General features: G+C 52.6%; 8 protein-coding genes. 5 read left to right on the top strand and 3 right to left on the bottom strand.

Annotated features, from left to right (window positions below; all coding sequences use genetic code 11):
* Positions 1-34: 34 nt before the first annotated feature.
* The gene (locus tag NSU01_RS13830; RefSeq protein ID WP_076246586.1) at positions 35-733 is read left to right on the top strand and encodes a cyclic nucleotide-binding domain-containing protein; all 699 of its coding nucleotides are present in this window, start codon (positions 35-37) and stop codon (positions 731-733) included.
* Positions 734-1,667: 934 nt separating this feature from the next.
* Positions 1,668-3,374 carry a methyl-accepting chemotaxis protein gene (locus NSU01_RS13835; protein WP_083705783.1) on the top strand — a complete coding sequence of 569 codons (1,707 nt, stop codon included), beginning with the start codon at positions 1,668-1,670 and terminating at the stop codon, positions 3,372-3,374.
* 158 nt (positions 3,375-3,532) lie between these two features.
* On the opposite strand, the gene NSU01_RS13840 is transcribed toward NSU01_RS13835, so the two are convergent.
* Positions 3,533-4,288: a creatininase family protein gene (locus NSU01_RS13840; protein ID WP_076248979.1), complete on the bottom strand. Its 756-nt coding sequence runs from the start codon at positions 4,286-4,288 to the stop codon at positions 3,533-3,535.
* A gap of 46 nt (positions 4,289-4,334) precedes the next feature.
* Entirely contained in the window at positions 4,335-5,417 is a 1,083-nt protein-coding gene (locus tag NSU01_RS13845) for a nucleotidyltransferase domain-containing protein (protein WP_076248982.1), read from the bottom strand.
* 511 nt (positions 5,418-5,928) lie between these two features.
* Here NSU01_RS13845 and NSU01_RS13850 point away from each other — a divergent pair.
* The 3 genes from NSU01_RS13850 to NSU01_RS13860 all read left to right on the top strand — a co-directional run bounded on the left by NSU01_RS13850 (position 5,929) and on the right by NSU01_RS13860 (position 12,673).
* Entirely contained in the window at positions 5,929-9,858 is a 3,930-nt protein-coding gene (locus NSU01_RS13850; protein ID WP_076248984.1) for a discoidin domain-containing protein, read from the top strand.
* Between the two features lie 849 nt (positions 9,859-10,707).
* Complete coding sequence (gene cysK / locus NSU01_RS13855; protein WP_042136199.1) at positions 10,708-11,631, top strand: cysteine synthase A; 924 nt, start codon at positions 10,708-10,710, stop codon at positions 11,629-11,631.
* A 19-nt stretch (positions 11,632-11,650) separates the two neighbouring features.
* Positions 11,651-12,673, top strand: a complete 1,023-nt coding sequence (locus NSU01_RS13860; RefSeq protein ID WP_076245257.1) for a hypothetical protein — start codon at positions 11,651-11,653, stop codon at positions 12,671-12,673.
* A 39-nt stretch (positions 12,674-12,712) separates the two neighbouring features.
* Here NSU01_RS13860 and NSU01_RS13865 read toward each other — a convergent pair whose 3' ends face one another.
* The gene (locus tag NSU01_RS13865) at positions 12,713-13,321 is read right to left on the bottom strand and encodes a VanZ family protein (RefSeq protein ID WP_076245259.1); all 609 of its coding nucleotides are present in this window, start codon (positions 13,319-13,321) and stop codon (positions 12,713-12,715) included.
* Positions 13,322-13,367: the final 46 nt, after the last annotated feature.

Consider the following 13,367-nt stretch of genomic DNA (forward strand, 5'->3'; position numbering starts at 1 on the left):
GCTTGACTTTACACGGCGGGAGAGGAAGAACGGCATGAATTCGATAGTAAATCCGGAGGCGGTACGCAGTCTTGCGGAGCAGAATAATCTTACGGCAATGTTCAGCAGCGGCGCAATTGCCCAAATGGAGCTTCGGCGCTACAGCGACGGGGACGCAGTGTGTTCGGTGGGCGACCGGCTGGAGAGCATGTTCATTCTGGTGCAGGGCAAGCTGAAGATTCATACGCTGCTGCCTAACGGCAAATCAATGCTGGTCCGGTTCGCCAGGCCGATGTCGGTGATCGGGGATGTGGAGCTGCTGCGCCAGTATCCGGTCAATAATGAGGTGGTATCGGTGGGGGACAGCCTGCTGCTGGTGGCCGGAAGAAAGCTGCTGCTAAAAGAGTTCGAAGACAATACGGCGCTGCTGCGCTTCCTCGTCGGGGAGCTGAGCCATAAGCTGTATACGCTGGGCCAGACCTCGGCCATGAATGTGCTGTATCCGGTGGAGAACCGCTTCGCCAGCTACCTGATGTCACTCTTCTCGGACAACACCGGCGCTCAGCGGGTAGAAGAGATCCGTACCTCCAGCCTGACAGAGACTGCCGATCTGCTGGGGACAAGCTACCGGCATCTGAACCGGGTGGTGCGCCGCCTGATCGAAGAGGGGATCATTGAACGCAGGCGCGGCCGGCTAATTGTGCTGGATGAAGAGAGGCTCGCCATGCTGGCGAACGGGAATTTGTACGAATGAATCTAAGTGAACTCTAGCGAGACTGAGCAAACCTGGGTGAATCACAGTAGCCTACTTACATAGCTATAGAAGTTTAACGCATAGAGTACTCTTCCAAAAACCGTCATCTCCTGCCTTCTTTGGCCGGGGTGGCGGTTTTTTTGTGTTGTTTATGCAAAAAGGGTGATTTTGCTCTTGCATCAGGAATCCCGCTGAATCCCCCGGAAGCCGGGCCAAAGGAGAGCCAATGTATGCGAAAAACCGAATACAATGTGCTGCCATGGAGGTAATCGGGCCAATGTATGCGAAAAACCGAACACAATGGGCTTCCCTGGAGGTAACCGGGCCCAATGTATGCGAAAAACCGAATACAATGTGCTGCCATGGAGGTAACCGGGCCAAATGTATGCGAAAATCCGAACACAATGGGCTGCCATGGAGGTAATCGGGCCAATGTATGCGAAAAACCGAACACAATGGGCTTCCCTGGAGGTAACCTGGCCAAATGTATGCGAAAAACCGAACACAATGTGCTGCCATGGAGGTAACCGGGCCAAATGTATGCGAAAAACCGAATACAATGGGCTGCCATGGAGGTACCCGGGCCAAATGTATGCGAAAAACCGAATACAATGTGCTGCCATGGAGGTATGTTACTGTAATTCACGATTCTTATATTTGCCGCAATCTCCTGCTGAAACATACATTGCCTTAGAGCCGGATCAGCTGCTTCTGCATTGTTTCAGCGAATGCTCAGCTCCATTTCAGATTGGTTTAAGGATTGGAACGTAAGATACAGGCATGAGGAAAAGATTAGCAACATGCTTAAGGAGGGACGGGCCAGCACCAGACGCATGGAGCGTGCATGCAGGTGGATACACGCAGGATACATAGTGTACAAGCCCCTAAGGGCAGGGGTTATGCAGTATAGCTTACATATGGAGTGGAGGAATTCATGATGTTCAACAGACTTAGAGGGATACGTGCCAAAATCATGTCGGGGTTCGCCGCCGTTATTATCGTGTTCATTATCGCAATCGCGGGCAGCACATTATTTCAGGGGAAGGTAACCATGCTTACGGAGCAGATCAACCGTAATTACAGCAAGCTGTCACTGGTGCAGGGGTTAACCGATGATATCCGTACAGCAGATGGGCTGGCGGCGAGGTATGTCATGAGCAATACGGATGAGGAAAGAACGGCCAACCTGACTGCTTATGAAGCGATGATCCCGCAGATTACGGCGGCGGCGGAAGAACTGAAGGATGCGGGCCTGAACGAAGCTGAGCTTGCGGGAATTACGAATCTGGAGAGTGAATGGGGCAATTATCTGGCCGTGCTGGAGGAAGCTTTTGCATTAGCCAAAGACGGCAATTTCCCGGAAGCACAAAAGTCGTTTACGACGCTCTCTCTGGATACCATTATCGATTCACAGCTTGTATTTGAGAATATGCTGCATGAAGAAATTGCGAAGGAGCAGAGTCAGGCGGCTACCCATCGCAGCTCGTCTATGGTTACGAGTATGGGAGTCACGGGATTATCTGTCCTGCTGGCTGTGCTGATCGCGTTCGTGATGTCGGCACGGATTCTGAAGCCGCTGAGTGATGTGAACAAGCAGCTCAAAGAGATTGCAGACGGCGATGCCGATCTGACCCGCAAGCTGAGTGTGCGGACGAAGGATGAGATCGGTGATCTGGCCCTGAATTTCAATAAAATGACCGATAATCTGGCGGCGATGATCGGTCAGGTTAATGCTTCTGCCAGCGGCCTCGCCGCTTCTTCGGTCAAGCTGACCGCTGATAGCGGGATGACTGCTGAAGCGACTGAGAAGATTGCCGGGATTATGGGCGAAGTTGCTACTGGCACAGGCCGGCAGATGAATGATCTGCAGACCAACATGAATACGATTATTGAAATGTCAGCCGGGATTCAGCAGATTGCTGCCAGTGTACAGGATATTTCGGAAGCCTCTCTGCGCTCTGCCGAATATGCGGTTGCCGGAGATCACTCCCTGCAGTCCGCCGGCCGTCAGATGGATTCCATCAACGAATCCATTCAGTCCCTCTCGCACCAGGTCATGGGCTTCGTGAAGCGGTCACAGGAAATTGGCAGCATTGTCGGAGTGATCAAGGGGATTGCCTCGGAGACGAATATGCTGGCGCTGAATGCAACGATCGAAGCGGCGCGGGCCGGAGAGCAGGGCAGAGGATTTGCGGTAGTGGCCGATCAGGTGCGCAGACTAGCCGAACAGTCAGCTGAATCCGCCAATCTGATTGCCGAGATGGCGGCCGGAATCCAGTCCGATGCCGACCATGCAGTGAAGGTGATGAAGAACAGCATGAACGAAGTGCAAAGCGGAACTAATATCATTGAAGAGGCCGGACATTCCTTCCATGAAATCCGCAGCTCGATTGATTCGCTGGCCGGACAGGTTCAGGAGGTATCCGGGGCCGTGGAAGAAATCACGGCGGCTACGGAGGAAATCGTAGACTCCATCCGCACGGTTACGCAGATTTCGGAGACTACTGCGGCTAATACGCAGCAGGTATCCGCTGCCTCGCAGGAGCAGATGGCTTCGGTAGAACAAATTGCTTCATCTGCCAGCGCGCTGAGTATGCTGGCGCAAGGTTTGCAGGGTCTCGTGGCACGTTTCAACGTGTAGATTAACAGGCCTTCAGCTTATTTTCAGCTTGATCATGCAGAATAATTAAGAATTCTCTCCCAGAGAATATAACAAAGACCCTCGCCGGAAACGGCGGGGGTCTTTGCATTCAGCGGGTAGAAGCATTCATAATCATTCATGCCCGATGGACGAATATACTATTTCGCCATCTTTCTCCGGTAGGCTTCCTCAAGAATCTGAAGTAACCCTTCACTCCGTTTATGAATGAACGTCTCCCAGAACAGCCTGCCTTTCTCACTTAATTCTTGATCGGTGTAGCTGTCTTCTTCAAATTTCCCCCAGCAGCCATCTTCGGTAAGCTTGTCCCATCCCATATAATCTGCATACAACCGGTTGTCAGCAGGGATGCTGGAGCCCATAGACTTCGTCTGAACCCGTTCAGGGCATAACCACATGGCGGTGCACACCGACAATAACCCGGCATGCATCTCATCTAAACCTTCCAGACCGGCTTGCGTCGCTGCTTCTGTCCAGGCATGAGGAGTGTTGTGATTTGGGGCAATCAAAAGAAGCTCGGGGTACTTGTAATTGATATGCTTAACAAAGGCCGCTTCCCAGTACGCTCCACCATGTCCATTGCATACTACAAACTTGGTAAATCCCTGTCTTGCTAAATTCATAATAATATCTTCTAACATTGCAGTTAAAATATTCGGGCTGACCGTTACCGTTCCCTTACAGTTGGCATGCTCTTCTGAAGTGTTAAACGGGAGGGTAGGCAGAACGTAGGCATTTAATGCTTTTCCATAGGATTCAGCATACAACTCTGCAATTAATGTATCCAAATGCATGGGAAGAAAGGGTCCGAATTGCTCGGTTGCACCAACGGATATAATAACGGTATCAATTCCGCTGGCTGCAACTTCGGTCGTTGTATTATTATAACTAAGCATAATAACCTCCTGATCATATGGCCATTTAATTATCCCGTAGAATTACCTAAACCTTCATATATTGTCTATACAGCTCCTCAAAGGTACTATAGCGTTCGACCGGCCGGCCGGTGCGGTTATATTCTTCCAGATATTCATCCATCGCCAGCAGGAACTGCTCCTTAAATCCATCAAGCTGATCCGCATCGAAGTGTTGCAGCAGATCAAACCTCCGGGTTCCCCGCGACTCTGTCATTTCATCCAGGAACTGCTGTGCCCCCATTGCGGTATAGAAAGCATAGGATTTGTCTTTCATTTCGCTGCTTGCAATAACCTTATGGCGGTAATTACACCATAGCTCTTCATAGGTGCCCGCCAGATTATCGTAGGCCGGTACAGGCTGGATTACATATTTTTGATACAAGGTATTGTACAGATCATGGATGCTTCTTAGAAGGGTATAGGTGGTGCTTCGTATGTCATCCATAGTCTTGGCATGAATCACATCCATATATATCGTTTCAAAATCCTCAGGAATATACCGGTAGGCGGCAATTTCCTCCAGATATCGCTTAAGCCCTCTTTTAAAATACGTATTATTCAAATTTGTCAGTGCATAGACCAGATTGTAGACCACCTCGCATGAAGCCAGCCTGACGGTTCCGAGATCCTCAGCAAGCATGGTATTCGCATACTCCTGCTTGGCACTGTCGATCCACTTCTTCGCTCTGCCGATGCATTCGCTCCCGATAGGCTTAGCTAAAGTGTCCAGCGCCCTCTGTCTGTACGCATTGAATTTCTCCATATATTCCGGTTTGGCACAATAGAGCACCTGCAAATCTATCAGACTGGAGGTCATCGGACTCTCAAGCGCAGCCTGCTCTTCAATCCGGGTCTCCCATGGAGTGCAATAGATATCGTATCCGACATCCCCCAGTATGAAGCAGGAAGAGATGCCCCAGCCCTGATGGTTGTTATTGATGATAATTAGATCCAGATCGCTTTTGTCATGGAAATCTCCGGTACGAAAAGAGCCCGTAAGCCCGATCATTGCAATCTCCTCCGGATAATCCCGCTTGGCCCGCTCAATAACCATGTTAATGAGTTTCTCGTTTTTAAGGAATAGTTCCTGTTGGTCAGCTTCATTCATGTGTAGTTCCCCCTTGGCCCGTGCCTTGTGTATCCATTGTATAGGCATCCTGCCTGCGGGGGTATGCCGACTTTAGTTAAGTTTAAACTCTCCCGGTGTTGTTCAGTGGAATCGAGTGCTGCTCCGCTCAGGAGTGCTGCATAAAAATATGAAATCCGTATTTATGCACACACTAATCATAGAATACGCCATCGACCTCAACCTAGTGATATCTTATATTATTACCATAATTAGTTAGTTCATAGGCTCACTCCGGGTCCGGGCCGTTTCTCTTGCGCTTGCGGTTTGCTGTTCTGCATATTGACGCAAGGAGCGGACCGGTCTTTTGAATGTGTAAGGGAAGCAGTGGGGGGAGGAGTGAACTGGCTGATTGCAAAATTATCTTCAGGACTGCAAGAAGGCAGGGGAATCTAGGAGGCGAGGAGTATAAGGATAAGGATAAGGGGAAGGGGCATTTTTGAAAGCGCATACTTTAAGGCTGCATCATAAAATTATAGGAGGTGGTTGGCAGATGATTACCAGACACAAGGCTTCTGTGAAAAGGACATTCCTGCTGTACAGTCTGATTCTTGCGCTATGTGTGGGCCAGTTGGCGTTATTCCCGGCAGTGGGGGCAGCGGCAGGCAATCTGGCTCAAGGCAAGACGATTACCGCTAGCTCGGTCGGTGATGTGTATGTGGCAGCGAACGCCAATGACAGCAACCAGGGGACGTATTGGGAGAGTGCCAGCAATGCTTTTCCGCAATGGATCAAGGTCGATCTAGGCTCCAGCAGTAGCGTCAATCAGGTTGTACTCAAGCTGCCGTCAGCCTGGGAAGCAAGAACACAGACATTGTCCGTTCAAGGCAGTACGGATGATGCTTCTTACAGCAACCTGGCTGCATCAGCGGCCTACAGCTTCAATCCTTCCAGCGGCTCTAACACAGTCACTGTTAATTTCACTGCTGCAACAGCCCGTTATATTAAAATAACCTTCACGGCCAACACCGGCTGGCCTGCTGCGCAGTTATCCGAACTCGAGGTGTACGGAACTGCGGTTTCGGCACCGGGAACTTATGAAGCGGAAGCTGCCGCCTTGTCCGGCGGGGCCAAAACCAACACAGATCACACCGGCTATACCGGGTCGGCGTTTGTTGATGGTTATCTTGCCCAAGGAGCAGCGACAACGTTCACCGTTTCGGCTGCATCTGCTGGCAATTACAGCGCAGCGCTGCGGTATGCCAATGCCTCCGGCAGCACCAGGACGCTGAGTGTCTACGTGAACGGTACCAAGATCAAGCAGACCTCACTTGCTAACCTGGCCAACTGGGATACCTGGTCTACACAGGCAGAAATCCTGGCGTTAAATGCCGGAAATAACACGATTGCCTACAAATACGATGCGTCCAACTCCGGCAACGTGAATCTGGATCAGCTGGTCCTGACCGTCTCAACGGCCCCGACGGCTACAGCAACCCCCGTTCCGACGGTGGCACCAACGGTAGCGCCGACAGCCACACCAGTGCCAACGGCAACAGTAGCACCAACGGCTTCTCCTACTGTAGCCCCGACGGCCACACCAACCCCAACGCCTGCTCCAACCCCAACTGTCACACCATCACCTTCACCAACTGCCTCGCCGACGGCCTCCCCAAGCGCGGGTCCTGGCTCGAACCTGGCAATCGGCAAAGCGGTTAATGCCTCATCTTCAGTCTTTACGTTTGTCCCCGCGAATGCCAATGACGGAGATGTGACTACGTACTGGGAAGGAGCGGGCGGAAGCTACCCGAACACACTGACTGTGAACCTTGGCGCGAACGCCAATGTGACCTCGGTAGTTGTGAAGCTGAATCCTGCAGCGGCCTGGGCTACCCGTACCCAAACCATTCAGGTACTGGGTCATAACCAGTCTACCGGCACCTTCACGAGTCTAGTTCCGGCCACGGTGTACACCTTTAACCCGGCCAGCGGCAACTCCGTGACCATTCCTGTCACAGCAACGGCCAGCGAGCTGCAGCTGAAATTCACCACGAACTCCGGTTCAAGCGCCGGACAGGTAGCTGAATTTCAGATCATCGGCACACCGGCTGCGAATCCGGATCTGACAGTAACGGCAATGTCCTGGAGCCCTTCCGCTCCGGTAGAGACCGATGTCATCTCGCTGAATGCTACCGTCAAGAATACCGGGTCTGCTTCAGCGGCAGCAACAAACGTCAGCTTCTATCTGGGTACCACGCTTGCCGGGACAGCACCAGTCGGAGCACTGGCCGCAGGTGCTTCGGCTACAGTATCGCTGAACATCGGCGCCAAAGATGCCGCAACCTATGCCTTAAGTGCAAAGGTCGACGAGAGCAACACCGTCATTGAGCTGAATGAAGGGAATAACAGCTTTTCGAATCCCGCATCGCTTACCGTAAATCCGGTATCCAGCTCGGATCTGATTGCTTCTCCGGTCAGCTGGTCGCCGGGGAATCCGGCTGGCGGGAATCCCGTGAGCTTCTCAGTCGCTATTAAGAATCAGGGAACGGCAGCCTCGGCAAGTGGTGCACATAACATCACACTGACCTTGACTGATGCGACCACCGGTGCGGTAATCAAAACGCTGACCGGTGCTTATAACGGTGTCATTGCCAGCGGAAGCACAACGGCTCCGGTTGCCCTTGGAACCTGGACCGCTGTGAACGGGAAATATAATGTAAAAACTGAAATTGCCGCAGACGCTAATGAACTGGCAGTGAAACGGGCCAACAACATCCAGAATCAGTCGCTGTACATTGGACGCGGGGCCAATATGCCTTACGATATGTATGAAGCGGAGGACGGGGTTGTCGGGGGCGGAGCAGTCAAGCTGAATCCGAACCGCAATATCGGTGATCTTGCCGGTGAAGCCTCGGGCAGAAGAGCAGTCACGCTGAATACTACAGGCAGCTATGTTGAGTTCACCACCAAAGCCAGCACTAATACGCTCGTTACCCGGTTCTCAATTCCGGACTCGGCAAGCGGTGACGGAACAACCGCTACACTTAATATCTATGTGAACGGCGTATTCAACAAAGCCATAACGCTGAACTCCAAATACGCCTGGCTGTATGGCTCAGAGATCAGCCCGGGCAATATGCCAAGCGCCGGTTCGCCGCGCCACATCTATGATGAAGCGAATATTATGTTCGACAGCACCATTCCGGCGGGCAGCACAATCAGACTTCAGAAGGACGCAGCCAACACTTCACAGTATGCGATTGACTTCGTCAGCCTGGAGCAGGTAGCGCCGATCGCTAATCCGGACCCGGCCAAATATACGGTTCCGCTCGGCTTCACGCACCAGGACGTGCAGAATGCGATTGATAAGGTCCGTATGGATACAACCGGCAACCTTACCGGTGTATATCTTCCAGCCGGATCGTATGAAACCTCGAACAAGTTCCAGGTCTACGGCAAAGCGATTAAAATTGTCGGAGCCGGACCCTGGTATACCCGGTTCTATGCACCGGTCAACCAGTCCAATACGGATGTTGGCTTCAGGGCTACCGATTCAGCGAACGGCTCCACCTTCTCGGGATTTGCCTATTTCGGCAACTATACCTCACGCATTGACGGTCCCGGCAAAGTGTTCGACTTCTCCAATGTAGCGAACATTACAATCGACAACATCTGGACCGAACATCAGGTATGTATGTACTGGGGGGCGAATACCGACTACATGGTGATCCGAAACTCCCGTATCCGCAACACCTTCGCCGACGGCATCAATATGACCAACGGCAGCACGAACAACCTCGTGTCCAACAATGAAGCACGGGCGACCGGAGATGACAGCTTCGCGCTGTTCTCGGCAATCGATTCCGGCGGCTCGGACATGAAGGACAATGTATACGAGAACCTGACTTCGATCCTGACCTGGCGTGCAGCCGGTGTAGCCGTCTACGGCGGTTATGCCAACACCTTCCGCAACATCTATATTGCGGATACACTCTGCTATTCGGGGATTACGATCAGCTCACTGGACTTCGGGTATGCCATAAACGGCTTCGGCGCATCGCCGACTACGAATTTCCAGAACATTTCGGTCGTCCGGGCCGGCGGACATTTCTGGGGCTCACAGACCTTCCCGGCCATCTGGGTATTCTCCGCCTCCAAGGTGTTCCAGGGCATCCGCGTCAGTGATGTGGATATCATTGATCCGACCTATCACGGGATTATGTTCCAGACCAACTATGTCGGCAATTCACCGCAATTCCCTGTAGCGGACACGATTTTTACAAATGTTACGATTTCCGGCGCGCAGAAGAGCGGCGATGCCTTCGACGCCAAATCCGGAGTCGGCATCTGGGCCAACGAATCGGCTGAAGCAGGTCAAGGCCCGGCGGTAGGTAACGTAGTTTTCAATAACTTGAAGATCCTGAACACTGTAACGCCTATTAAAAATACCACGTCGACGTTTACGATTACGGTGAATCCGTAGGGCTGAAATTGTATAGCTGATTATTGTATGGCTGAATATTGCTCAGCTGCATTATGCTAAGTTGCATGATATTCAGCATGCTGCAAAAAACCGCCTCCCGTGTGTCCGGGGGGCGGTTTTTCCCGTTGAACCGGATAACTGTCCTCCTTTGGACAGCAGAACCTGTTCATCTTGGAACCGGGTCTAGGACTGTTTGTACAAACAGCCACCAAACTGCGGAAATCCTGCAGGTTATACAACATTTCAGGCTCAAGCTCGCCTAACTGCGGAAATCCTGCATATTTTACAACATTTCAGGCTCTGTCCAGCCTAAAAAGACGGAAATATTGTATGTTTTACAACAATTAAGGAGTTATCTTGCTTATCTGAGGAAAATTATTGTATTTTGTACAACAATCCGTAATTTGGCTCGCTCATCTGCTGAAAATCCTGCATAAAGTACAACAATTCCGGTTGTGTCCCACATTACCGGTGTTATCCCTGCTAGTTAGTCCTGTGTCCGCGCTAATCCTTACTATTCTCGCAGCCCTTGCAGCCCTTGGAGCCCCCGCCGCCACACCCCCGCAATCCGCACCCCCGCCGCCACACCCCCCGCATCCCCCTGCCGCCACGTACTACACATCCCCCCACAGATCGCCGTTCAGCACTAAGTACACTTATACAAGCCCTCTGACTCCACTATTCAAGCGGGCATAGGCGGTTCAGTATTCTGTCCGTGGATATTAGCAGGGTTTCTGGCTTAAGAGTAGCCCCTCTGAAGCCGCCAAATCGACAAGTGCCACCCGGTAGCGATACAATGGATGTTACATCGTGCATGAAGATTAAGACAGGAATAGGGGAGGTATATATATGACTAAGCTGGTAGTCAATAATATTACAGAGCTGATCGGCGGTACGCCGGTTGTACGCTTGAACCGCATTACCGGGCCGGAGGATGCGGAGCTGTACGTGAAGCTGGAAATGTTCAATCCCAGCGGCAGCGTTAAGGACCGGGCTGCATATAATCTGATCCTGCAGGCGGAGCTGGACGGGCGCCTGCAGCCCGGCGGGACGATCATCGAGCCGACGAGCGGCAATACCGGCATCGGCCTGGCGATGAATGCGGCGGCGAAAGGGTATAAGGCAATCCTGATCATGCCGGATAATATGACGAAGGAACGGATCAATATCCTGAAGGCCTACGGAGCGGAGGTTGTGCTGACACCGGCGGCAGAGCGGATGCCGGGCGCTATTGCCAAGGCAGTAGAGCTGGGCAAAGAGATTGCCGGGAGCTTCATTCCGCAGCAGTTCGAGAATCAGGCGAATCCGGACATTCACCGCATTACCACCGCTCCGGAAATTCTGGAGCAGATGGAAGGCCGGCTGGACGTATTCGTAGCTACATCCGGAACAGGCGGCACGATTACCGGCACAGGAGAAGCGCTGCGTGAGCAGCTGCCGGAGCTCCGCGTGGTTGTCGTGGAGCCGCAAGGGTCACCGGTGCTCTCCGGCGGCAAACCCGGACCGCATAAGCTGGTGGGCACCAGCCCCGGATTCGTGCCGGCGATTCTAAATACCGGCATCTATAATGAGATTGTGCAGGTATCCGATGAAGATGCACTGGATATGGTAAGGAGGTTGGCCAGTACCGAAGGGATCCTGATTGGTCCTTCCGGCGGAGCAGCAGTATGGACAGCCTTGCAGGAAGCCCGGCGCCTTGGCCGCGGCAAGCGGGTGCTGTGCATTGCTCCCGATACTGGTGAACGCTACCTTAGTATGGGTATATTCGAATAACTCCACTGGAGGGGACCCTATGAATCGCGTGAAGAGAAGTTCCCGGCACCGGCTGAAAGCAGCCGGACTGATTATTCTTATGGCGGCAGTAGTCTTCGCCTTGTCCGGCTGTTCAAGGACAGATGGCAATGACAATGCAGGCGGTGCAGAATCTTCGGCCATGCCATCACCTGTGGCGCAGAGTCCGTCGCCTGTCCCGCAGCAGACCGCTGTCCCGCAAACGGCGGACCCTACTGCAGCCGCCGAGGGTACCGAGTCGCCTGCCCTGGCGGCATTCCTCGATCCCGCCAAGCTGCAGCCTGTCTTCGGCTTCGCCGACGAGACCGGGAGTCATATTCTTGTGACCTCGCAGGAAGAGGGAAGCGGGGAGCAGATGGAATCCCTGAATACCGCTATCGGCAACGGAGGCCAGGTACTGGCCGTGAAGTTCGGGAAGCGGCAAGCGGGGAGTGAGAACAGCAATGGACGGGAGCTGGCGAATAATTTCGCTAACCTGGCCGGATTTGTCTACACGGTAGAGAGTGGCGCAGCGAAACCGGATGAAACCTATTATCTGGCTGATTCCGCCCTCTTCCCGCCGGCTGCCTTGCTGGAGCTTCAACCGGCTGACCCGGCTGCTCCGCAGCTTGCCGCCGGAGATCCCGTGCGCAAGAGCATTGCTGCCGTTAAGCACCGGGAGATTCAGTCCGCCTGGAAGCTGGCTGATCTGGCCCTGAATAGGGAGCTGTATCTGGTCCAGTTCATAAGGCAGGATAAGGATATGCTGTTCAGTCTTGTCCTGAATGAAGACGGTAAGCTCAGCTTCATGGATTATCCTGCGGTTATTGAGAACGATGAATATTCGGTCTGGCGTGTCGATGACGGCGGGGAGATGCGGCCGGAGATGTTCTCGTTATTGTTTGCTGCACAGTCGGCAGACGGATTACTGCTTGGCCTGAACTGGTGGGGAGCGGAGGGCGTGAACTCCTTTTTCCTGCTGCAGCAAGGCAATGCCTTCAAAGAACTGGAGATCCAGTACGGCCGGTACACTTCTCCGATATAAGGCGGGATATAAATCCTTAGCGATGACAAAGGCTCCCCGTCACCTTTTGGTGACAGAGGAGCCTTTGCCGGATATAGCAGGAGGATTAGACTTCGTATCATAGAAGATCCTTCTTTTTTCCGCTGGTGCAGGGTCGTCCTTGTTGGCGGCACCGCCTTTTCCGCTTGGCTTAAATGCCTTCATCACAGGCCGGAACAGGATATACCCCAGCAGCCCGCCGAAGGTATTCAGAATGAGATCGTCCACATCAAAGGTTCCGATGTAGAATACCGCCTGCGAACATTCAAGCACTGCACTTAACGCCAAAGAACGCAGCAGGACACCGGTGAAGGAGCCGCCGCCTTTCCCGTTCGGGGACAGTAGCACAAGGAATATGCCATAAGGGATAAACAAGGCAATATTTCCCGCGAAATTAACCAGGGTAGTAGCTGTCAGATGATGATACGTATTGGTCAGGGTAGCGAGCGGAACAAAGTTTCCTGTGCGCAGACTGCCGGCAATATTATCCGGGCTCTTCTGCAGCTGCTGCCAGAGAAAGCTGAAGTTAATCGAACCAAACTTGAATAAGATGATTTTGAATAGTACATAGATGTATACGGCGAAAAGTGACTGCAACCCGTATATTCTCAGTTTGTGTGCCGGATTCATTCCGCATCACCGCCTTCTCTAGGTTATATTGTTATATGGCTTGGCT

Origin of the sequence: Paenibacillus sp. FSL H8-0259 (assembly GCF_037963255.1) — a bacterium.
Classification (GTDB): Bacteria; Bacillota; Bacilli; order Paenibacillales; family Paenibacillaceae; genus Paenibacillus_AQ; species Paenibacillus_AQ phytohabitans.

Coding starts and splice junctions, on each gene's coding strand:
- NSU01_RS13830 (WP_076246586.1), top strand. CDS start 35: ATGAATTCGATAGTAAATCCGGAGGCGGTACGCAGTCTTGCGGAGCAG.
- NSU01_RS13865 (WP_076245259.1), bottom strand. CDS start 13,321: ATGAATCCGGCACACAAACTGAGAATATACGGGTTGCAGTCACTTTTC.
- NSU01_RS13850 (WP_076248984.1), top strand. CDS start 5,929: ATGATTACCAGACACAAGGCTTCTGTGAAAAGGACATTCCTGCTGTAC.
- NSU01_RS13845 (WP_076248982.1), bottom strand. CDS start 5,417: ATGAATGAAGCTGACCAACAGGAACTATTCCTTAAAAACGAGAAACTC.
- NSU01_RS13840 (WP_076248979.1), bottom strand. CDS start 4,288: ATGCTTAGTTATAATAATACAACGACCGAAGTTGCAGCCAGCGGAATT.
- NSU01_RS13860 (WP_076245257.1), top strand. CDS start 11,651: ATGAATCGCGTGAAGAGAAGTTCCCGGCACCGGCTGAAAGCAGCCGGA.
- cysK (WP_042136199.1), top strand. CDS start 10,708: ATGACTAAGCTGGTAGTCAATAATATTACAGAGCTGATCGGCGGTACG.
- NSU01_RS13835 (WP_083705783.1), top strand. CDS start 1,668: ATGATGTTCAACAGACTTAGAGGGATACGTGCCAAAATCATGTCGGGG.